Annotated in this window: 18 protein-coding genes; 10 read left to right on the top strand and 8 right to left on the bottom strand. The window is 61.0% G+C overall.

The annotated features are described in order from the left end of the window. Nucleotides 1-129: 129 nt before the first annotated feature. The 7 genes from glpE to V8J63_RS22075 all read right to left on the bottom strand — a co-directional run bounded on the left by glpE (nucleotide 130) and on the right by V8J63_RS22075 (nucleotide 7,764). Nucleotides 130-459 carry a thiosulfate sulfurtransferase GlpE gene (glpE, locus tag V8J63_RS22105; RefSeq protein ID WP_016772893.1) on the bottom strand — a complete coding sequence of 110 codons (330 nt, stop codon included), beginning with the start codon at nucleotides 457-459 and terminating at the stop codon, nucleotides 130-132. A gap of 33 nt (nucleotides 460-492) precedes the next feature. Then, nucleotides 493-1,374, bottom strand: coding sequence for a symmetrical bis(5'-nucleosyl)-tetraphosphatase (locus tag V8J63_RS22100; RefSeq protein ID WP_130887898.1), 882 nt, complete (start codon nucleotides 1,372-1,374; stop codon nucleotides 493-495). Then, nucleotides 1,374-1,754, bottom strand: coding sequence for a Co2+/Mg2+ efflux protein ApaG (apaG, locus tag V8J63_RS22095; RefSeq protein WP_016772895.1), 381 nt, complete (start codon nucleotides 1,752-1,754; stop codon nucleotides 1,374-1,376). Before apaG ends, V8J63_RS22100 begins: the two co-directional genes overlap by 1 nt. A gap of 113 nt (nucleotides 1,755-1,867) precedes the next feature. Then, entirely contained in the window at nucleotides 1,868-2,686 is an 819-nt protein-coding gene (gene rsmA / locus V8J63_RS22090; RefSeq protein WP_130887897.1) for a 16S rRNA (adenine(1518)-N(6)/adenine(1519)-N(6))-dimethyltransferase RsmA, read from the bottom strand. Further along, nucleotides 2,683-3,672, bottom strand: a complete 990-nt coding sequence (pdxA, locus tag V8J63_RS22085; RefSeq protein ID WP_016772897.1) for a 4-hydroxythreonine-4-phosphate dehydrogenase PdxA — start codon at nucleotides 3,670-3,672, stop codon at nucleotides 2,683-2,685. Before pdxA ends, rsmA begins: the two co-directional genes overlap by 4 nt. Then, on the bottom strand, nucleotides 3,669-4,991 hold the full coding sequence (gene surA, locus V8J63_RS22080) for a peptidylprolyl isomerase SurA (RefSeq protein ID WP_177434901.1): 1,323 nt from the start codon (nucleotides 4,989-4,991) through the stop codon (nucleotides 3,669-3,671). Before surA ends, pdxA begins: the two co-directional genes overlap by 4 nt. After that, entirely contained in the window at nucleotides 4,966-7,764 is a 2,799-nt protein-coding gene (locus V8J63_RS22075) for an LPS-assembly protein LptD (RefSeq protein ID WP_130887895.1), read from the bottom strand. Before V8J63_RS22075 ends, surA begins: the two co-directional genes overlap by 26 nt. A 130-nt stretch (nucleotides 7,765-7,894) precedes the next feature. Here V8J63_RS22075 and V8J63_RS22070 point away from each other — a divergent pair, with 130 nt between their 5' ends. The 3 genes from V8J63_RS22070 to V8J63_RS22060 are packed head-to-tail and all read left to right on the top strand — an operon-like array spanning nucleotide 7,895 to nucleotide 10,351. Beyond that, complete coding sequence (locus tag V8J63_RS22070; protein ID WP_130887894.1) at nucleotides 7,895-8,914, top strand: aminoglycoside phosphotransferase family protein; 1,020 nt, start codon at nucleotides 7,895-7,897, stop codon at nucleotides 8,912-8,914. Next, nucleotides 8,911-9,582, top strand: coding sequence for an N-acetylmuramate alpha-1-phosphate uridylyltransferase MurU (murU, locus tag V8J63_RS22065; RefSeq protein ID WP_336464633.1), 672 nt, complete (start codon nucleotides 8,911-8,913; stop codon nucleotides 9,580-9,582). The genes V8J63_RS22070 and murU overlap by 4 nt, the downstream gene beginning before the upstream one ends. A gap of 1 nt (nucleotide 9,583) precedes the next feature. Continuing rightward, a complete protein-coding gene (locus V8J63_RS22060) occupies nucleotides 9,584-10,351 on the top strand; it encodes a TerB family tellurite resistance protein (protein WP_336464632.1) in 768 nt (255 codons plus the stop codon). Between the two features lie 123 nt (nucleotides 10,352-10,474). Here the strand turns inward: V8J63_RS22060 and V8J63_RS22055 are convergent, their stop codons facing one another. Then, nucleotides 10,475-11,461, bottom strand: coding sequence for an alpha/beta hydrolase family protein (locus V8J63_RS22055; protein WP_336464631.1), 987 nt, complete (start codon nucleotides 11,459-11,461; stop codon nucleotides 10,475-10,477). Nucleotides 11,462-11,535: 74 nt separating this feature from the next. Here V8J63_RS22055 and V8J63_RS22050 point away from each other — a divergent pair, with 74 nt between their 5' ends. The 7 genes from V8J63_RS22050 (at nucleotide 11,536) to V8J63_RS22020 (ending at nucleotide 20,912) form a co-directional block, all read left to right on the top strand. Further along, nucleotides 11,536-13,932, top strand: a complete 2,397-nt coding sequence (locus V8J63_RS22050) for a PAS domain-containing sensor histidine kinase (protein ID WP_336464630.1) — start codon at nucleotides 11,536-11,538, stop codon at nucleotides 13,930-13,932. A gap of 84 nt (nucleotides 13,933-14,016) precedes the next feature. After that, nucleotides 14,017-14,646 (top strand): response regulator, encoded by a 630-nt coding sequence (locus V8J63_RS22045; RefSeq protein WP_003228820.1) that lies wholly within the window; start codon nucleotides 14,017-14,019, stop codon nucleotides 14,644-14,646. Nucleotides 14,647-14,978: 332 nt separating this feature from the next. Continuing rightward, complete coding sequence (locus V8J63_RS22040) at nucleotides 14,979-16,103, top strand: ABC transporter ATP-binding protein (protein WP_016772906.1); 1,125 nt, start codon at nucleotides 14,979-14,981, stop codon at nucleotides 16,101-16,103. A gap of 48 nt (nucleotides 16,104-16,151) precedes the next feature. Further along, nucleotides 16,152-17,195, top strand: a complete 1,044-nt coding sequence (locus V8J63_RS22035; protein WP_016772907.1) for an ABC transporter substrate-binding protein — start codon at nucleotides 16,152-16,154, stop codon at nucleotides 17,193-17,195. 198 nt (nucleotides 17,196-17,393) lie between these two features. Next, entirely contained in the window at nucleotides 17,394-18,641 is a 1,248-nt protein-coding gene (locus V8J63_RS22030) for an ABC transporter permease (protein WP_016772908.1), read from the top strand. Between the two features lie 12 nt (nucleotides 18,642-18,653). Further along, nucleotides 18,654-19,478, top strand: coding sequence for an ABC transporter permease (locus V8J63_RS22025; protein WP_016772909.1), 825 nt, complete (start codon nucleotides 18,654-18,656; stop codon nucleotides 19,476-19,478). A 285-nt stretch (nucleotides 19,479-19,763) separates the two neighbouring features. Further along, a complete protein-coding gene (locus V8J63_RS22020) occupies nucleotides 19,764-20,912 on the top strand; it encodes an iron-containing alcohol dehydrogenase (protein WP_016772910.1) in 1,149 nt (382 codons plus the stop codon). The last annotated feature ends 58 nt before the right edge of the window (nucleotides 20,913-20,970 follow it).

Below are 20,970 nucleotides of genomic sequence, written 5' to 3'. Positions count from 1 at the left end.
TGGATGGCCTGCGCTTAAGGATAGTTGGGAATTCGAGAGGTAAAGGCGAGATACGTAATTAGTTGTGGCAGACCGTTCGTCTGCCGCGCGCAGGACCACGGCAGCCGGGGCCTGCGCTGCGCAAAAAAATTATTCGGCGGTGCCTTGCGCGGTTTCCGACGGATAAGTCGTACGCCACAGCTCAAAGCCGCCGTCCATGCTGTAAACATCGGAGAAACCTTGGCTGACCAGATAGGCGGCTGCGCCCTGACTGGAGTTGCCGTGATAGCAGACCACGACGGTCGGTGCATCAAGATCGGCGCCTTGAATGAAAGCGTGCAGCGAATGGTTGTCGAGATGCTTCGAACCGCTGATATGCAGCGCGGCAAAGGTCGCCGGGTCGCGCACGTCGACCACAACGGCGCCTTGTTCACGCAGGGCCTGCGCCTGTTCCGGGGGGATTCGTTTGAATTCGCTCATGGCGGGTTCCTGTAGCTCAACTGAAAGTGCAGTCTAACGCGGCGCGTCGACTGGCGAAGATTCGGGGATAAGTGGCGCAACCGTGTGTGCAAGCCCGCCGTGCTCGTCGCATTTGCATGACAGGCGTTCGCCGCTGTCGACGTTCATCAGCGTCAGGCTGCCGCCCCATACGCATCCGGTGTCCAGCGCGGAAATGCCCGGCTCGTGGATATTGCCCTCAAGCGCGGCCCAGTGACCGAAGATGATGCGCAGGCCTTTGGTCTTGCGCTCCTTGTGCTGAAACCACGGCCTGTAGCCGGGTGGGGCGCTGTCGAGGCCTTCCTTGCTTTTGAGGTCGAGCTTGCCCTCGGCGGTGCAAAAGCGCATGCGTGTGAAATAATTAGTGATCACCCGCAGGCGATCAATGCCTTTGAGGTCGTTGTCCCATCTCGCCGGTTCGTTGCCGTACATGCCGTCAAGGTAGGCGGGGAACACGTTGTCGTCACGCAGGGCGGTCTCGACTTCGGCGGCGCACTTCAACGCACGGCGCAGCGACCATTGCGGCGGGATGCCAGCATGGACCATCGCAACATCGCGTGTTTCGTCGTAATGCATCAGCTTCTGCTGGCGCAGCCATTCCATCAATTGCGGGCCGTCGGGGGCCTCGATGATTTCGCGCAAGGTGTCGCTTTTCTTCAAGCGCTCGATCTTTTTCGCGGCGGCCAGCAGATGCAAATCGTGATTGCCGAGGACACAGACCAGCGACTCGCGCATCTCGTAGAGAAAGCGCAGGGTTTCCAGCGACTGCGGGCCGCGGTTGACCAGATCGCCGACCAGCCATAGCCGATCCAGCACCGGGTCGAAGGCAACTTGCTTGAGCAGGCACTTGAGCGGTTCGAGGCAGCCTTGCAGGTCACCGACGGCGTAAGTCGTCATCAGTGCAGGGCTCCGGGTACGGCGAGGCGAAACGGTTTGATGGTCGCATCGAAACGTTTGCCGTCGTCGGCGAGCATCTGATAGGAGCCTTGCATGGTGCCGACCTTGGTGGTCATCACCGTGCCGCTGGTATACGTGTGGCTCTTGCCTGCATCGATCAACGGTTGCTGGCCGACGACGCCTTCACCGCGCACGTGTTCGACATGGCCGTCACCGTCGGTAATCACCCAGTGCCGGGACAGAAGCTTGGCCGCAATCTCGCCGTTGTTCTGTACGGTGATGGTGTAGGCGAAGGCGAAACGGTCGTGTTCGGGTTGCGATTGGTCTGCCAGATAATGGGTGACGACGCTGACATCGACCTGGTAACGGGAATCGGACATGCAAGAGGGCCTTAACGAAGCGGAACGCGGGGCGTAGCTGATGGGGAATCAGTCTAGGCAAGTATCGGGCAGTAAACCAGAGTGGTGTGCTGCCCGATAGCGTTCATCGCGAGTCAGTCGGCGGCAGGAGTGGCCGGAACCTGTATCGCGAGTTGGTCGGCCAGGCGCACGAATGCAGCCAGATCCAGCTGCTCGGGACGCAGGCTGCCATCGACGCCGGCGGCTTCGATTTCGGCATTGCTGAGCAATTGCTTGAGGGTATTGCGCAAGGTTTTGCGGCGCTGATTGAAGGCTTCGCGTACCACGCGCTCCAGCAGCTTGTGATCCTTGGCCGGGTGCGGCAGTACCGCGTGCGGCACGAGACGAACGATCGCCGAATCGACTTTCGGCGGCGGATTGAATGCGCCTGGGCCGACGTTGAACAGATGTTCTACACGGCAGTGATACTGAACCATGATCGACAGACGACCCCAATCACCGCCACCAGGGCCTGCTGCCAGACGCTCGACCACTTCTTTCTGCAACATGAAGTGCATGTCACGAATGATGCCGGCGTTGTTCAGCAGGTGAAAAATCAGCGGCGTGGAGATGTTGTACGGCAGATTGCCAACCACCCGCAGGCTGTTCGGCGCGGCATTCAGCGTATTGAAGTCGAACTTCAGCGCATCGCCCTGATGCAGGTTGAAATTGCTCATGCCGGCAAACTGCTGGTTGAGGATCGGGATCAGATCCTTGTCCAGCTCCACTACGTCGAGTTGCGCGCCGGAGCCCAGCAAACCTTGGGTCAGCGCACCCTGACCGGGGCCGATTTCCAGCAGGCGATCGTCAGCCTTGGCGTGGATGGAGCGCAGAATGCGGTCGATAACGCCGGCATCGTGGAGGAAGTTCTGACCAAAGCGTTTGCGCGCCTTGTGTTGGTATTGCTCGTTCATAAACGGGTCTCGGCCATCTGGTAGGCGGTTTCCAGGGCGACTTGCAGGCTGCCGGTGTCGATCCTGCCGCTGCCGGCCAGATCCAGGGCGGTGCCATGGTCGACCGAGGTGCGGATGATCGGCAGGCCCAGCGTCACGTTGACGGCAGCGCCGAAGCCTTTGTACTTGAGCACGGGCAAGCCCTGGTCGTGGTACATCGCCAGCACTGCGTCGCAGTGCTCCAGATATTTGGGGGTAAACAGAGTGTCGGCAGGCAGCGGGCCACGAAGGTCCATGCCCTCGCCGCGCAGGCGCTCTAATGTCGGTTCGATGATGTCGATTTCTTCATGGCCCAGGTGGCCGCCTTCACCGGCGTGCGGGTTGAGTCCGCAGACCAGGATGCGTGGCCGGGCGATGCCGAATTTGTCTTGCAGGTCGGCGTGCAGGATTCGCGTTACGCGCTCCAGCCGTTCCGGGGTGATCGCGTCGGCAATCTCGCGCAGAGGCAGATGCGTGGTGACCAGCGCCACGCGCAAACCGCGAGTGGCCAGCATCATCACTACTTGCGCGGTGTGCGTCAGGTCGGCGAGAAACTCAGTGTGTCCAGAGAATGCGATGCCCGACTCGTTGATCACACCTTTGTGTACCGGCGCAGTGATCATCCCGGCGAAGTCGCCATTCAGGCAGCCGTTGCCGGCGCGGGTCAAGGTTTCGAGGACGAATGCCGCGTTGGCCTTGTCCAGTTGCCCGGCGATTACCGGTGCGCTGAGCGGCGTGTCCCAGACGTACAGGCTGTTGGCCGGCGCTGGAACATCTGGCCACTGCCCCGGCGCGACATCCAGCAGACTGACGGCCAGCCCCAGCTGCGCGGCCCGCTCAAGGAGCAGGTCGCGGCTGGTGATGGCAATCAGGGGATGTGGCTGGGCTTGCGAAGCGAGCAGCAGGCACAGGTCGGGACCGATGCCGGCCGGTTCGCCGGGTGTCAGCGCGAAACGCTTGGGTTTCACTGCGCTGCCTGGTCTGCACCAGGAAGTTTGATCTCTACGTATGCTTCGTCACGGATCTGACGCAGCCAGGTCTGCAGCTCTTCGTCGTATTTGCGGTTCCGCAGTACGGTCATTGCTTGCTGCTCACGGGCCTGTTCGGTGCCGTCAGTGGCGCGACGGCCAAGGACTTCCAGCACGTGCCAGCCGTATTGGGTCTGGAATGGCTTGGACAGCTGACCTTGTGGGGTAGAAGCCATCACTTCGCGGAATTCCGGTACCAGTACGTTCGGGTCGATCCAGTTCAGGTCGCCGCCGTTAAGGGCGGAACCCGGATCTTCCGAATAGTTTTTCGCCAGTTCGGCAAAGTCTTCGCCGGCGGTGATGCGGTCATACAACGATTGCACCAGTGCCTTGGTCTTGGCTTCGTCGCGGATCGGGCTCGGCTTGACCAGGATGTGACGCACATGCACTTCATCGCGCATCTGCGCTTCGCCGCCACGTTTGCCCAGCAGCTTCAAAATGATGAAGCCGCCCGGTGTACGCGCAGGCTGAGTAATGTCGCCAACCGCCATGCTGCTTAGCTCACGATCGAACGGCGGTGGCAGTTGCGCGGCTTTACGCCAGCCCATCTCGCCGCCTTCCAGCGCGTTGTCGCTGCCGGATTTGGCCACGGCCATCTGACCGAAGTCAGCGCCTTGCTTGAGCTGCTGGTAAACATCCATGGCCTGACGATAAGCGCTCTGAATCGCTTCAGAGTTGGCGCTTTCCGGGGTTGGAATCAGGATGTTGGCCAGGTGCAGTTCTTCGGACAGTTGCATCTTGCCGAGATCGGAGGCGAGGAAGTTCTTCACTTCCTGCTCGGACACCTGAATGCGTTCTGCCACGCGACGCTGACGCACCCGGCTGATGATCATCTCGCGCTTGATCTGATCACGGGCGTCGTCATAGTTCAGGCCATCGCGAGCCAGCGCAGCACGGAACTGATCAACAGTCATGTTGTTGCGCTGAGCAATGGTGCCGACAGCCTGGTTCAACTCTTCGTCAGTGATGCGGATGCCCGAGCGTTCGCCGATCTGCAGTTGCAGGTTTTCGACGATCAGACGCTCGAGCACCTGCTGATCGAGCACGCCCGGAGGCGGCAGGCCGCCACCGCGCTTGGCGATGGTCTGCTGAACTTCGTGAACGCGCTGGTCCAGTTGGCTCTGCATGACCACGTCGTTATCGACGATCGCCACCACTTTATCGATGGACTGTACGGCGGCGTTGGCCGCCGTACCCAGGAACAACGCGCCCAGCAGCACCGGGCGCAGACAATCAGAAAGCTTGGTCTTCACGTTCACGATAACCTTGAATGCCTTTGTCGAGGAAGCTCTCTACCTTGGCGCCAGTCAGGCCGCCGAGTCCCTTCAGAACAATTTGGAGGAAGACGCCATGGTCGCCTTTTTCGTTTTGCGGAGCTTCCTGGCTGAACTCGTCATAGGAAACCCAGTAACGGTTGATCAGGCGCAGTTTCCAGCAGCAGTTGTCGTATTCGAAACCACCGAAAGCTTCCAGCGTGCGATTGCGGTTGTAGTCGTACTGCCAGCGGCTGATAGCGTTCCACTGCGGAACGATCGGCCAGATGACCGAGAAGTCATGCTGCTGGATCTTGTAGTAGTCCTTCACGTAGCCAGGTTGGCCCGGGGTGCCATAGTCGCCACCGCCCACAGTCCAGCGACCGGTGTTCTGGTCGTAACGAACCTGGTCGTTACGATAGCGGTAACCGACGTTGACGACCTTGTTCGGGTTGTCTTCCGGCTGGTAGTGGAACATCGCGCTGCCAGAGCGCGGGCTGCGGCTGTCCGGGTCCCAGTTATAGTCGGCAGTAGTGCGCCAGTCGCGGTTCCAGCGGTATTCGTATTCCAGCGCGTATGGCGAAACGTCGGATTTCGCGTCGTCACGATCGTTGAAAGCGATACCCGGCAGTTGGACCTTGCGATCCTTGAAGTACAGAGCCTGGCCGACGCTGATGCGCTGACGCTCGAAACCGTTGTCTTCGATCCAGCGACTGGTCACGCCCAGAGACAGCTTGTTCTCGTCACCGACACGGTCGGAGCCGGTAAAGCGGTTGTCACGGAAGAGCGACGAGTAGTTGAACGTCGTTTCGCTGGTGTCGAATACTGGAATGTCTTCCTGATCAACCTCAGGTACATAGAGGTAGAACAGGCGCGGTTCCAGGGTCTGACGGTAGTTTTTGCCGAAGTACGACGTGTTGCGGTCGAAGTACAGGCCGCTGTCGATGCTGGCGATCGGAACACCGCGGTTCTGATTGCTATCGAATTCGCCGTTGAGCTTCTTCTGTTCTGCGGTCATCGCATCGATCTGCGATTTACCGGTACTGTCCAGATCAAGCTGATACTGCGTGTACTGATACTTCAACGATGGTTTGAGGAAACCATACGTCCAGTTCATCGGCAGGCTGACGCCCGGCTTCAGATTCAGGCGATCACCGTTGGCGCGGGCCAGACCGGTGATGTTTGTGTCCAGACGACGTTCGGCAATGCCATCTTCATTGATGAAGTCGCCATCACGTAGATCGCGATCGAAACGAACCAGCTCGGTCTCGTAATCGAAATTCAGACCTTCCGGATGGTACGGCAGCTGACCATTGAAGGTGATCTGCGGCAGACGACCATACGGTGTGATGTTGGAAACGGTAGCCAGCTGATATTGCTGAGCATTCAGGCGTGCGGTGTAGTTGTCGCCACGATAGCTGACCGCACCCTGCTGATTGACGAAATCATCGCTCTTCACACCAATCTGATCGGTCTGCAGATCCTGGAAGTAATACGGATCGCTGATCTTGGTGTAATCAACTTCTGTGAGCACGCGGGAGTCGAGACCGCCCTTGTGCTGCCAGTTGTACATATAGCGAGTGTCTTTGTAGTCGGACTGAAGCTTGCGATCGTCGTTCTCATCATTGAGGTACGCCGCACCGAACTGCCCTTCACTCGACTTGGTCAAGTAGCGGAACTCACCCTCTACCAGCATGCCGCGCTTGCTCATGTAGCGCGGGTACAACGTGGCGTCGTAGTTCGGCGCCAGGTTGAAGTAGTACGGGGTAACCAGCATGAAGCCGGTGTCGCTGCCCGAACCGATGGTCGGCGGCAGGAAACCTGACTGGCGGCGGTCGTCGATCGGGAAGTAGATGTACGGGGTGTACAGAATCGGGATGTCTTTGACGCGCAACGTCACGTTGGTCGCCGTACCGAAACCGGTGGCCGGGTTCAAGGTGATGTTGTTGCCCTTGAGCTGCCAGGCGTTGCTGTTCGGTTCGCACGTGGTGTACGTGCCGTCCTTCAAGCGGATGATCGCGTTTTCGGCACGCTTGGCGTACAGCGCGTTACCGCGGATGCGCGATTTGTGCATCACGTATTCGGCGTTGTCGACCTTGGCTTCGCCGGTGTCGAGCTGCACATCGGCGTGGTCGCCGACGATCAGCGCGCCGTTGTCACGGATGCGCACGTTGCCGGCCAGTTCGCCACGGCTCTCGGCCTGATACAGATTGGCCTCGTCAGCTTCGACCTGCATGCTGCCCTGACGCATGATCACGTCACCGGCGAGGCTGGCGACTTGTGTGTCCTGCTCGTAACGCGACGCTTTGGCACCGATGAAGGTCGGCGCGTCACTTTTATTCGTCTTGTCATTCATGCCAGGACGAATCGGTTCGATATAGGAACCAGAGCAGTAAGGACCGGTCTCGGCCAATTGCGCAGCGGTGAGCTTCTCGCGCGGAACCCAGTCGAGGTGACTGTAGTCTTCGCTACGGGATTTCAGGCCGCGGCCCTTGGACTCGGTGACCAGTGCGGTTTTCGCGCCAGTGTCGGCGTCGGAACCCTTGTCAGCCGCAGGCTCGCCGGCAGCGCTGACGGCACTGCCGTCATGTACCGGGCGCGGCGGCAATGCCGCGGCGGGCGACTTGGGCGCACAGTCCCAGCCACCCGTAGCCGAGACGGAGCAGTCATACTGCTCGGCGGCAACAACGAATTGACTGGCCAGAGGTTGCATAGCCAGCAGACTGCCGGTTACCAACAACGGAAATTTTTTACGAAACGCGGGGGATTTCAATGCCATCTTATTAGTCCGGGCTTCCTGCGTGCCATCTGCCCGCGGTGTGGGCCGCACGCCTCTCGATGGTCTGAAAAAGATGCTGGATAATAAAGCATGACCCGCTTGACGGCTAGCGCCGTCGGAGACCCTTGCAATGCCTGACCAAGATGTACGCTTGCAACACCTGAAAGTTTGGCTCGATGAGCAGTTGGCAAAGCTGTTTGCCGAGCAGGGCTGGGGCACCGTGCCCCCGGCCACGTTGACCGCGGCCAGCAGCGACGCGAGTTTTCGCCGCTACTTCCGCTGGGAGGGCGATGGCCGCAGCTTCGTCGTGATGGACGCGCCGCCGCCCCAGGAAAACTGCAAACCGTTCGTGGATATCGCTTTTTTGCTGGCGAAATCCGGAATTAATGTGCCGAAAATTTACGCCGAAGACCTAGAACGCGGTTTTCTTTTGCTCAATGACCTGGGCAACAAGACCTATCTCGACGTGATCGATGGCGAAAATGCCAACGCGTTATTCCACGATGCCCTGCAAGCGCTGTTGGCTTTTCAACAGTTGCCGATGGTTGCGCCGTTGCCCAGTTACGACGTCGCCTTGTTGCGTCGCGAGCTTGAATTGTTCCCCGAGTGGTACGTCAAGCGCGAGCTGGGCGTCGAGTTCGATGCGGCCCAGCAGCAACAATGGCAGCACATCAGCGAGTTGCTGATCGACAGCGCGCTGGCGCAGCCGAAAGTGCTGGTGCACCGCGACTACATGCCGCGCAACCTGATGCTCAGCGAGCCCAACCCCGGCGTGCTGGACTTTCAGGACGCGGTTTACGGCCCGGTGACCTACGACGTGACATGCCTGTTCAAGGATGCTTTCCTCAGCTGGCCGGAAGAACGTGTACGCGGCTGGCTGGAAAGTTACTGGCAGCAGGCCTCGGCACTGGACATTCCGGTGCAGGCGGATTTCGAAGACTTCCTGCGCGCCAGCGACCTGATGGGCGTGCAGCGTCACCTGAAAGTCATCGGCATCTTCGCGCGTATCTGCCATCGCGATGGCAAGCCACGCTATCTGGCCGATGTGCCGCGCTTCTTCTCTTATATAGAAGCAGTGATCGCCCGCCGTCCTGAACTGGCGGAACTGCAAGCGCTGTTCAGCAGCTTGCGTGCTGGAGCGACGGCATGAAGGCAATGATTCTGGCGGCGGGCAAAGGCGAGCGCATGCGCCCGCTGACCCTGACCACGCCGAAACCGCTGGTGCGTGCCGCTGGCGTGCCGCTGATCGAGTATCACCTGCGCGCCCTCGCGGCCGCAGGTTTCACCGAAATCGTCATCAACCACGCCTGGCTCGGTCAGCAGATCGAGGGTCATCTGGGCGACGGTTCGCGTTTCGGCCTGAGTATTCAGTACTCGCCGGAAGGCGAGCCGCTGGAAACCGGTGGCGGGATTTTCCGAGCGCTGCCGTTACTTGGTGACGATGCGTTTCTGGTGGTCAACGGCGACATCTGGACCGATTACGACTTCAGCGTGCTGCACCAGCCGATCAATGGCCTGGCGCATCTGGTGCTGGCGGACAATCCGCCGCATCACCCGAAAGGCGACTTCAGCCTGATCGACGGCAAAGTGCAGGACGGCGAGCCTGATGCGCAGACGCTGACGTACAGCGGTATCGCCGTGCTGCATCCGCAGTTGTTCGATGGTTGCAGCGATGGCGCGTTCAAGCTTGCACCGCTGCTACGCAACGCCATGGCCAACGGTGAAGTAACAGGCGAGCGGTTGAAGGGGCATTGGGTAGATGTTGGTACCTACGAGCGTCTGGCCGAAGCCGAAGCCTTGATAGAAGCGAGTCGCTGAGATGCTGTGGCCAGGGACTCTGATTGGAGCCGGAGTGGGGTACGCGATTGCCAGCATTCCGGGGGCCATGCTTGGGGCGTTGTTGGGGCAGGCGCTGGATCGGCGCCTGCACTTGCAAAGCTGGGGACACTTGCGCGAAAAGCTCGGCGGCCGGCCGATGCTGCGCAACGATGAATTGCTGTTCGTGTTGCTCGGGCGTCTGGCCAAGCGCGACGGGCGCGTCACTGACGGGCATATCCAGCAGGCGCGCAATGAAATGCGCGCGCTGGAAATGAGCGAGCCGGCGACACGGCGGGCCATTGCTGCATTCAATCGCGGCAAGTCCGGCAGCGACAATCTGCGCGGTTATCTGCGTCGTTTGAGTGCGCAACCGCATGCGGCTGAGGGCGTGTTGCGTGCCTGTTGGCGAATGGTCTGGGCTGATGGTCGCGCCGGGGTCAGCGAACGCGAGTTGCTGGCGCAGTGGGGCAAATGGCTCGGCTGGACGGCGCAGCAGGTGCAGGCATTGGCCAGCGATTACGAGCCCGGCAAGCGGCCGATCGTCAGTGCGGCAGTGAGCTATCAGGAGGCGATGAAGCTGCTTGGGGTGTCGGCGAGCAGCGAGCCGGCACAGATCAAGCGCGCTTACCGGCGATTGCTCAGTCGCCATCACCCGGACAAGATCGCCGGCAGCGGCGCAACCCCGGCGCAGGTACGTGAGGCGACCGAGCGGACGCGGGAATTGCATAACGCCTATACGTTGATTCGGGAGCGGCGGGATTTTCGCTAGGAATTAGATGGGTTTTGCTTGTGCTTGCCTCTTCGCGAGCAGGCTCGCTCCCACATTGAATTGTGCATAGATCCAATGTGGGAGCGAGCCTGCTCGCGAATTAAGGGCGACTCGGTGGAACAGTCAGTCAACAGCCTGAGGATTCAACCAGCCCCGCACCCGCCGAAACAATTGTTCCTGCTCAGCCTTCTTGTCCGGCAATACCTTCAGCGCCACCTGGCTGAACGCCGAGGTCTTCAGACGCTTGCTCGCCTGCATGCGCTCCAGCGCCGCGTTGCGATCCAGCGCTTTGTCCATGTAAAAGATATCCACCGTCGGCAGCTTCAGCGTCGGCGTCAGTTCGGCGAGTGGCGGCAGGGCTTTGGCCGGTGCTTGCGCGTCAACCATCACCAGTTTCTCCACCTGCGGCGTCTGCCGCTCGCTGAGAAAACGCGCCGCCCAATAAGCGCCGGTGCCGTGGCCGAGCACGACAATGCTGCGCGCGCTCTGCTGTTCGGCGTAGGCAATCGCCGCGTCGATGCGTCCGAAGATGCGATCGGCATCGGCCTTGGCTTGTTCTTCGCTGGTCTCGGCGACCACCTGTTCGGCAACTTCCGCTTCCCCACCAGCGGCTTGCTCGATCGGTTGCGCGGTGGTGGCGTCTTTGCTTGTGGTTTCCGGGGCTTTCGGCGCCGCGGCCGGTTCGATCACGCGCGGAGCAATGGCGTCGCCTTGCAGATCCGGCAGGGTGATACTCAGGCTGCTCCACTCGACGTCCGGCAATTTGCGTCGCAACGGGCCGATTGCCTGCGGCCAGTCAGCGGTTTCGCCGGCACCGGGAACGATGATCACCGCGCCTTTGGGCTCGGCGCTGTTGGCCGGTTTCCACAGGGCGAGGAAAGTGTCGCTGCCAGCCTGCAGTTGTTGCTGCTCTTGCGCCGGCAGTTTACGTTGCAGTGCGGCGGCCTCTTCCTGACTACGCTCAAGCAGTGGCTGGCGCTCGGCCGGTTTTTCTTCGGCGGGTTTATCCGTGGCGGCAGGCGCCGGGTCGGCGGCTTCGACGGAAAACGCACAAGGCAAGATCAGCGACAGGCACAATGCTGGCAGTGCCAGGCGGTAGACAGAGGGCATCGGTTATTCCAGGCCAGAAAAGTATCCCGGCAGCCTAATGGGTTGGTCAGAATTTGTCAGTGTATGAGACTTCAATGAAGCGATTTTGCTGCCTGTGGGTTATCGGCTGTTTGTGGTTTCCCTTGATGGGCTGGGCGGCGCCTGCGCCACCGGGCCATGGGGCACAACTGACGCCGAGCCAGCAACAATGGCTGGCGCAGCACAACGAATTGCGCGTCGGCCTGGTCTTGCAGGCGCCCTACGCGACCTACGATCGGCGCCTGCAGCGATTGTCCGGGGCCAATGTCGAGTTGATGAAACTGCTGGCCAAGACCCTCAGCGTGGAACTGAGCTGGCGCAACTTTCAGGATCTGGGAGCATTGGAAAACGCTTTGCGCGAGGGCGAGATCGACATCGCCCCGGGCCTCAGCCAGACCCCGAGCGCGCTGCGCCTCTGGCAGTTTTCCGACCCCTACATGCGCGTGCCGCAACTGGTGGTCAGCGACCAGAAAAGCAGCGGCGCGGTCGATCTGGAAAAGCTCGACAGCCAGACCCGCGTCGCCGTGCGCATGCCGAGCAGCACTGCCGACTATCTGCGCAGCAACTATCCGCACTTGAATTTGCAAGGCGTGCCATTGGAACGTCAGGCCTTGCAACTGCTGTTGAGTCAGCAAGCCTCCTACGCGGTGGTCGACGAAGCGCAGTTGGGGCGTCTGTCGGTGGAGCCGGAGTTTGCCGAACTGGTGGTGGTTGGCGATATCGGCCTGCCGCAGTTGCTGCGTGTGGCCTCGCGGCGCGATTGGCCGGAACTGGCCGGCATCGTCCAGAGCGCCTTGCGCGCGATCCCGGCCAAGGATCTGGAACAATTGCACAACCAATGGCTGCAGCCGAAATACCCACGGCTGACCGAATCGCCGGGGTTCTGGCAGAACCTCAGTCTGTTGTTCGCGGTGATGCTGCTCAGTTGCGCGGCGATCGTGGCGTGGCAGCGTCGCCAACAGCACAGCCTCGAACAACGCCTGCTCAGCGCCCGCGAAGACATTGCGTTGCGCGCGGCCAGTGAAGAGGCGCTGCGACTGACGCAGTTTTCCATCGACCAAAGCACCGTTGGCATTCTCTGGGTCAATTGGGACAGCCATGTGCGCTACGCCAACCGCGCGGCGGAAAACATGCTCGGCTATCCCTCGGGCGGGCTGATCGAGCGGCCGCTGATCGATTTCGAGCCCGGCCTGCACATGGATCGCTGGCTCAATCTGTGGAAGCGTGCACGGGCCAGTGAAGAAGGGCCCTTGAGCTTCGAAACCAGTTGCCTGCGCGCCGATGGCAGTGTGCTGCCGGCGGACGTTTCCCTGAGCTTCCTGCGTTTTCGCGACAGTGAATATCTGGTGGTCTACCTCACCGACGTCACCGATCGCCGCCGCGCGCTCGCCGCTTTGCAGGAAAGCGAGGCGCGCCTGCAAGGCATCGCCGCCAACGTTCCGGGTCTGGTGTTCAGGCTGGAGCGGGCACCGGTCACCGGGCAGATCGACTTTGCCTACATCAGCGAGGGCAGCGAAAGTCTGGTCGGTTATGCGCCGGCAGCCATCGCTCATCGCGACATGGGCCTGCGCAGCCTGGTGCATCCCGACGACAAGGCCAGTTATCACCGCACCCAGGATCAGGCGCTGGACACTGACAGCGACTGGTCGTGGCAGGGCCGCATCGTCACGCGCCAGGGTGAGCAGCGCTGGGCCGAGATCAAAGCGATCACCCGCCAGCTGGAGGACGGCGCCTATGTGTGGGACGGCATCGTCTGGGACATCAGCGAAAGCAAACGCATCGAGCTGGAACTGGCGGCCTCGCGCGAGCAACTGCGCGAACTGTCGGCGCACCTGGAAAGCGTGCGCGAAGAAGAGAAGGCGCGCATCGCCCGGGAAGTCCATGATGAGTTGGGACAGATGCTCACCGTGCTGAAACTGGAGACATCGATGTGCGAATTGGCCTACGCGCAGCTTGATCCGGGACTCAACGAGCGGCTCAACAGCATGAAGCGCCTGATCGCACAGTTATTTCAGCTGGTGCGCGATGTGGCGACGGCGTTGCGCCCGCCGATCCTTGATGCCGGGATTGCCTCGGCCATCGAGTGGCAGGCTCGGCGTTTCGAGGCGCGCACACAGATACCGTGTCTGGTGCAGGTGCCGGACAACCTGCCGGCGCTCAGCGATGCCAAAGCGGTGGGGCTGTTCCGGATTTTGCAGGAGGCGCTGACCAATGTGATGCGCCATGCTCAGGCGCATACGGTGGAGCTGACGCTGGAGCTTGCGGGCGATGAATTGTGTCTGACCGTCAGCGATGATGGCGTAGGATTTGTCGCGGCCGAGGGTAGGCCGACGTCGTTTGGCCTGGTCGGCATGCGTGAGCGGGTGCTGATCATGGGCGGGCGGCTGGAGCTGCTGAGTGAGCCGGGGGAGGGCACCAGTCTGGTGGTGCGAGTGCCGGTGAGTGAGGTTTGACATGTTGCGGTGTCTGGACTGGCGCCTTCGCGAGCAAGCTCGCTCCCACAGGGATTGGTGTGTACCTGAAATCTGGAGAAGAACGTGATCCGTGTACTGGTAGCCGAAGACCACACCATCGTCCGCGAGGGCATCAAGCAACTGATCGGCCTGGCCAAGGATCTGCAAGTGGTGGGGGAGGCGAGCAATGGTGAGCAACTGCTCGAAACCCTGCGCAGCGTGCCGTGCGAGGTGGTGTTGCTGGACATCTCCATGCCCGGCGTCAATGGCCTGGAAGCGATCCCGCGTATCCGTGCGCTGAACAATCCGCCGGCGATTCTGGTGCTGTCGATGCACGACGAAGCGCAAATGGCCGCGCGCGCGTTAAAGGTCGGCGCGGCCGGGTATGCGACCAAGGACAGCGATCCGGCGCTGCTGCTCACGGCGATTCGCAAAGTCGCGGCAGGTGGGCGTTACATTGACCCGGAACTGGCCGACCGCATGGTCTTCGAAGTCGGCCTGACCGATACCCGGCCGCTGCATTCGCTGTTGTCAGAACGCGAATTCTCGGTGTTCGAACGCCTGGCCCAAGGCGCCAACGTCAACGACATCGCCCAGCAACTGGCCCTGAGCAGCAAGACCATCAGCACCCACAAGGCGCGGCTGATGCAGAAGCTCAACATCACCTCCTTGGCCGAACTGGTGAAATATGCGATGGAGCACAAACTCCTCTGACCGTCACCGCCCTCATGTGGGAGCGAGCCTGCTCGCGAAAGCGGCGTAACAGTCAGCCATTCAGTTTGATGACCCACCGCATTCGCGAGCAGGCTCGCTCCCACAGGTTCGGAGTTGGCATATCTGTTAGCGACAAACGCTTTTGCCCTTGCTCGCGGCTTGCAGCCCACCGCTCACCACTGCTTTATCCATTAGCGCCATCCTTGTAGGGCAATCCCTACCCCCAACCTTCCATTGCACTTAAGCGATTCTCTCCTGCGCCCCGATTTGCGTGGCCGCCGCCAGCCACTAGGCTTGATGAACAAGCAGTCATCAACAACAAAGGTGTGGGTATGAGCCAGGTCGATACAAGCGCAGGGACCAGTGATGTGCTGGTCAGCTTTCGTGGTGTGCAGAAGAGCTACGACGGCGAGAACCTGATCGTCAAAGACCTCAACCTGGACATTCGCAAGGGCGAATTCCTCACCCTGCTCGGGCCGTCCGGTTCCGGCAAGACCACCAGCCTGATGATGCTCGCCGGTTTCGAAACGCCGACCGCCGGTGAAATCCTCCTGTCCGGGCGTTCGATCAACAACGTGCCGCCGCACAAGCGCGATATCGGCATGGTATTCCAGAACTACGCACTGTTCCCGCACATGACTGTCGCGGAGAACCTTGCTTTCCCGTTGACCGTGCGCGGCTTGAACAAAAGCGATGTCAGCGAGCGGGTGAAGAAAGTCCTCAGCATGGTTCAGCTCGATGCCTTCGCTTCGCGCTATCCGGCGCAGTTGTCCGGTGGTCAGCAGCAACGTGTGGCACTGGCCCGCGCGCTGGTGTTCGAGCCGCAACTGGTGCTGATGGACGAGCCGCTGGGCGCCCTCGACAAGCAACTGCGTGAACACATGCAGATGGAGATCAAACACCTGCACCAGCGCCTCGGCGTGACCGTGGTCTACGTGACCCACGATCAGGGTGAAGCGCTGACCATGTCTGACCGCGTGGCGGTATTCCATCAGGGCGAGATCCAGCAGATCGCGCCACCGCGCACGCTCTACGAAGAGCCGAAAAACACCTTTGTCGCCAACTTCATTGGCGAGAACAACCGCCTCAACGGCCGCCTGCTCAGCCAGAGTGGCGAGCGCTGCGTGGTCGAGTTGGGGCGTGGCGAAAAAGTCGAGGCGCTGGCCGTCAACGTCGGTCAGACCGGCGAACCGGTGACTCTGTCGATCCGACCGGAGCGCGTCAGCCTCAACGGTTCGAGCGATCAATGCGTCAACCGCTTCTCAGGGAGGGTGGCGGAATTCATCTATCTGGGCGACCACGTCCGGGTGCGCCTGGAAGTCTGCGGCAAGACCGACTTCTTCGTGAAACAACCGATTGCCGAGCTCGATCCCGCGCTTGCTGTCGGCGACGTGGTACCGCTTGGCTGGCAGGTCGAGCACGTTCGTGCGCTCGATCCGCTTTTAGAGGCGCACTAAGCGCCCCGGCAATACCAACACCAACCCTGCACGTGGAGAGAACAATAAATGTTGAGATCCCTGAAGTTCACCGCCCTGACTCTGGGCCTGATGGGTGCGACCGGCGCGATGGCTGCCGGCCCGGACTTGACCGTGGTGTCGTTTGGCGGGGCGAACAAGGCGGCGCAAGTCAAAGCCTTCTATGCACCGTGGGAAGCGGCGGGTAATGGCAAGATCGTTGCCGGCGAATACAACGGCGAGATGGCCAAGGTCAAAGCCATGGTCGACACCAAGAGCGTGTCGTGGGATCTGGTCGAAGTTGAATCGCCAGAGCTGTCCCGTGGTTGCGACGAAGACATGTTCGAGCAACTCGACCCGGCCCTGTTCGGCAAGACCGAAGACTACGTCAAAGGCGCCATTCAGCCGTGCGGCGTAGGTTTCTTCGTCTGGTCGACCGTACTGGCTTACAACGCCGACAAATTGAAAACCGCACCGACCAGCTGGGCGGATTTCTGGGACACGAAGAAATTCCCGGGCAAGCGCGGCCTGCGCAAAGGCGCCAAGTACACTCTCGAATTCGCGCTGATGGCCGATGGTGTCGCGCCGAAAGACGTCTACAAAGAGCTGGCGAGCAAGGGCGGCCAGGATCGCGCCTTCAAGAAACTCGATGAGCTCAAGCCAAGCATTCAGTGGTGGGAAGCCGGTGCACAACCGCCGCAATACCTCGCTTCCGGCGACGTGGTGATGAGTTCGGCCTACAACGGTCGCATCGCGGCGGTGCAGAAAGAATCCAACCTGAAAGTGGTGTGGAACGGCGGCATCTACGACTTCGACGCCTGGGCAATCCCGAAAGGTCTGGACGCCAAGCGCGCCGAAGCGGCGAAGAAATTCATCGCCTTCTCGGTGCAGCCGCAGCAGCAGAAGACCTACTCGGAAAACATCGCCTACGGCCCGGCCAACACCCAAGCCGTGCCGCTGCTGGCCAAGGATGTCCTGAAAGACATGCCGACCACCCCGGAAAACATCGCCAACCAGGTGCAGATCGACGTCAGCTTCTGGGCTGACAACGGCGAGCAACTGGAACAGCGTTTCAACTCTTGGGCTGCCAAATAAGCCAAGCATGCGGACCGATGGCTTTCCGGATGATCGTTCCCACGCTCTGCGTGGGAATGCCGCCCGGGACGCTCCGCGTCCCTGTGTGACGCAGAGCGTCACTGGATTCATTCCCACGCAGAGCGTGGGAACGATCACTGGCAAAAGTTCGAGGTGGTTCGCCACCTCTGTAACGATCAAAGATTTGCGGAGTACGTCATGGCCATCGCCGTTCCCCTGAACGAGGGCGCCAGCCCCACCTTGAAGCAGAAGCTCAAGCACGCCGAGCGGGTCAACCGCTGGAAAGCCCAGGCGCTGATTGCGCCGCTGGTGCTGTTTCTGCTGCTGGTGTTTCTGGTGCCGATCGTGGCGCTTCTCTATAAAAGTGTCGGCAACCCGGAAGTGGTTGGCGGCATGCCGCGCACTGTCACTGCCATCGCCAGTTGGGACGGCCGTGGTCTGCCCGCCGAGCCGGTGTACAAGGCGGCCAGCGAAGACCTCGCCGAAGCCCGCAAAAACCAGACGCTGGGCGATCTGTCCAAGCGCTTGAACATGGAGTTGGCCGGCTACCGCAGCCTGCTGACCAAAACCGCCCGGGCGCTGCCGTTCGCCAGCGAACCGGCTTCTTATAAAGAAGCGCTGGAAGCGCTCGACGAACGCTGGGGCGACCCGGCCTACTGGCAAGCGGTGAAACGCAACACCAGCAGCATCACTCCGTATTACCTGCTGGCGGCGGTCGATCACCGCATCGATGACCTCGGCGAACTGGCTCCAGCCACCCCGGATCAGGCGATCTACCTCGACATCTTCGCTCGCACGTTCTGGATGGGCCTGGTCATCACCGTGATCTGCCTGCTGCTCGCCTATCCACTGGCCTATCTGCTGGCGAACCTGCCTTCGCGGCAGAGCAACCTGCTGATGATCCTGGTGCTGCTGCCGTTCTGGACTTCGATTCTGGTGCGGGTCGCAGCGTGGATCGTGCTGCTGCAATCCGGCGGTCTGATCAACAGTGCGCTGCTGGCCATGGGCATCATCGATAAACCGCTGGAACTGGTGTTCAACCGCACCGGCGTATACATCTCGATGGTGCACATTCTGCTGCCGTTCATGATTCTGCCGATCTACAGCGTGATGAAAGGCATCTCGCCCACCTACATGCGCGCGGCAATTTCCCTCGGCTGTCATCCGTTCGCCAGCTTCTGGCGGGTGTACTTCCCGCAGACCTACGCTGGTGTCGGCGCCGGCTGCCTGTTGGTGTTCATCCTTGCGATTGGCTACTACATCACCCCGGCGCTGCTCGGCAGCCCGAACGACCAAATGGTCAGTTACTTCGTCGCCTTCTACACCAACACCAGCATCAACTGGGGCATGGCCACTGCACTCGGCGGGCTGCTGTTGCTGGCGACCGTGGTGCTTTATCTGATCTACAGCTGGCTGGTCGGCGCCAGTCGCCTGCGCCTGAGCTAAGGGGAATTTGCGATGCTGAGTCCTTACATGTCGCCCATCGAACGGGTGTGGTTCTACAGCCTGCGGATTCTCTGCGGCCTGATTCTGTTGTTCCTGATCCTGCCGGTGCTGGTGATCATTCCGCTGTCGTTCAACTCGGGGAGTTTCCTGGTCTATCCGCTGCAAGGTTTCTCGCTGCAGTGGTACCACGACTTCTTCGCCTCGGCGGAATGGATGCGTGCACTGAAGAACAGCATCATCGTCGCCCCGGCGGCGACGGTGCTGGCGATGATCTTCGGCACGCTGGCGGCGATCGGCCTGACCCGTGGCGACTTCCCTGGCAAGTCACTGGTGATGGCACTGGTGATTTCACCGATGGTGGTGCCGGTGGTGATCATCGGCGTGGCGAGTTATCTGTTCTTCGCGCCGCTGGGGCTGGGTAACAGCTTCTTCTCGCTGATCGTCGTGCATGCGGTATTGGGTGTGCCGTTTGTGATCATCACCGTGTCGGCGACGTTGCAGGGGTTTAATCACAACCTGGTGCGTGCTGCTGCGAGTCTCGGTGCATCGCCGCTGACTGCATTCCGCCGGGTGACCTTGCCGCTGATTGCGCCGGGAGTGATTTCCGGGGCGCTGTTTGCCTTTGCCACTTCTTTCGATGAAGTGGTGGTGACGCTGTTCCTTGCCGGACCCGAGCAGGCGACATTGCCTCGGCAGATGTTCAGCGGGATTCGCGAGAACCTGAGCCCGACGATTGCAGCGGCAGCGACGTTGCTGATTGCCTTCTCGGTGATCTTGCTGCTGACGCTGGAATGGCTGCGCGGGCGCAGCGAGAAACTGCGTACTGCGCAGGTCTGAGATCAAGGTCAAAAGCCACCCCTCACCCCAGCCCTCTCCCCAAGAGGGCGAGGGGGAAGGGAGCAGATCTCCGTGGCTTTCGCGGCCGGAGTTCGACTCGGTAATTCAGGTCGATGTATTTCGAGAGTACAACCCGGTCAGTCCCCTCTCCCTCCGGGAGAGGGTTAGGGTGAGGGGCTCTTGATCTCCCTATCCGATCAACCATTCACACCCTGAATAGCAGACAACCCCAAATCCCCAGCTAATCTTGTGCCCAGCTCCCACATCTATAAGAGGCTGCGCACCATGAGTCTGTCCCAGTTCAAAATCGCTCACAAACTGATCACCGGCGCCGCAGCCATCGAACAACTGGCCGCCGAACTCACCCGTCTGGACATCGATAATCCGCTGATCGTCACCGACGCCGCGCTGGTCAAGTCCGGTACTGTCGAGCTGGCGCTGGTGCAGCTCGGCGGGCGCGAGTACGAGATTTTCGACCGTGTGCTGCCCGACCCGGAAATCGCCATCGTCGAAGACTGCATGCGTGCCTACCGTGAGGGCGGGCATGACGGTTTGATCGGCCTCGGCGGTGGCAGCGCCATCGACATTGCCAAGAGTGTCGCCGCCTACGCCGGTTACCACGGCGCGCTGGAAGATCTGTTCGGCGTCGATCAGGTGCCGCGCAAGGGCCCGCCGCTGATCGCCATTCCGACCACCGCCGGCACTGGCTCTGAAGTCACCAACGTGGCGATCCTCTCGGACAAGGTCGCGCAGTTGAAGAAAGGCATCGTCAGCGACTATCTGCTGCCGGACGTGGCGCTGGTCAGCCCGCAAATGACCCTGACCTGCCCGCGCAGTGTCACCGCCGCCAGTGGTGTCGATGCACTGGTGCACGCCATCGAATCCTATCTGTCGGTGAACGCCTCGCCGATCACCGACTCCCTCGCCATCGGCGCGATCAAGTTGATCGCCAGCGCCTTGCCCAAGGCCTACGCCAACGGCGCCAATCTGCAAGCGCGCGAAGACATGGCCACCGCCAGCCTCATGGCCGGCATGGCGTTCGGTAACGCCGGGGTCGGCGCGGTGCATGCGCTGGCGTATCCGCTGGGTGGGCGCTTCAACATTGCCCACGGCGTCAGCAACGCCTTGCTGCTGCCCTATGTGATGACCTGGAACAAAATGGCCTGTGTCGAACGCATGCAGGATATTGCCGAAGCCATGGGCGTGAAGACCGCGCATCTGAGCGCCAGCGAAGCCGCGGACAAAGCCGTGCAGGCCATGACCGACCTGTGCGCGGCGGTGGAAATCCCTGCCGGGCTGCGCAGTTTCGGCGTGCCGGAGGAAGCGATCCCGGCGATGGCCGTGGAGGCCGCTGGCATCGAGCGCTTGATGCGCAACAACCCGCGCAAACTCAGCGCCGGCGATATCGAGAAGATCTACCGCGCGGCTTACTGAGGCGCGATCGCTGAGGGCTCATGGCACAACCCAATCATCGCGGTCCCGGTGCGCGCGT

Source organism: Pseudomonas sp. CCNWLW23, assembly GCF_037095675.1.
In the GTDB taxonomy this organism is placed as follows: domain Bacteria; phylum Pseudomonadota; class Gammaproteobacteria; order Pseudomonadales; family Pseudomonadaceae; genus Aquipseudomonas; species Aquipseudomonas atacamensis.
Note: the sequence above shows the minus strand (reverse complement) of the source record. Positions and strands in the feature narration are given on the sequence as shown.

Coding starts and splice junctions, on each gene's coding strand:
- apaG (WP_016772895.1), bottom strand. CDS start 1,754: ATGTCCGATTCCCGTTACCAGGTCGATGTCAGCGTCGTCACCCATTAT.
- V8J63_RS22070 (WP_130887894.1), top strand. CDS start 7,895: ATGCCTGACCAAGATGTACGCTTGCAACACCTGAAAGTTTGGCTCGAT.
- rsmA (WP_130887897.1), bottom strand. CDS start 2,686: ATGAACGAGCAATACCAACACAAGGCGCGCAAACGCTTTGGTCAGAAC.
- V8J63_RS22100 (WP_130887898.1), bottom strand. CDS start 1,374: ATGACGACTTACGCCGTCGGTGACCTGCAAGGCTGCCTCGAACCGCTC.
- V8J63_RS22060 (WP_336464632.1), top strand. CDS start 9,584: ATGCTGTGGCCAGGGACTCTGATTGGAGCCGGAGTGGGGTACGCGATT.
- V8J63_RS22035 (WP_016772907.1), top strand. CDS start 16,152: ATGTTGAGATCCCTGAAGTTCACCGCCCTGACTCTGGGCCTGATGGGT.
- V8J63_RS22025 (WP_016772909.1), top strand. CDS start 18,654: ATGCTGAGTCCTTACATGTCGCCCATCGAACGGGTGTGGTTCTACAGC.
- murU (WP_336464633.1), top strand. CDS start 8,911: ATGAAGGCAATGATTCTGGCGGCGGGCAAAGGCGAGCGCATGCGCCCG.
- V8J63_RS22075 (WP_130887895.1), bottom strand. CDS start 7,764: ATGGCATTGAAATCCCCCGCGTTTCGTAAAAAATTTCCGTTGTTGGTA.
- V8J63_RS22030 (WP_016772908.1), top strand. CDS start 17,394: ATGGCCATCGCCGTTCCCCTGAACGAGGGCGCCAGCCCCACCTTGAAG.
- V8J63_RS22020 (WP_016772910.1), top strand. CDS start 19,764: ATGAGTCTGTCCCAGTTCAAAATCGCTCACAAACTGATCACCGGCGCC.
- V8J63_RS22055 (WP_336464631.1), bottom strand. CDS start 11,461: ATGCCCTCTGTCTACCGCCTGGCACTGCCAGCATTGTGCCTGTCGCTG.
- V8J63_RS22050 (WP_336464630.1), top strand. CDS start 11,536: ATGAAGCGATTTTGCTGCCTGTGGGTTATCGGCTGTTTGTGGTTTCCC.
- glpE (WP_016772893.1), bottom strand. CDS start 459: ATGAGCGAATTCAAACGAATCCCCCCGGAACAGGCGCAGGCCCTGCGT.
- V8J63_RS22040 (WP_016772906.1), top strand. CDS start 14,979: ATGAGCCAGGTCGATACAAGCGCAGGGACCAGTGATGTGCTGGTCAGC.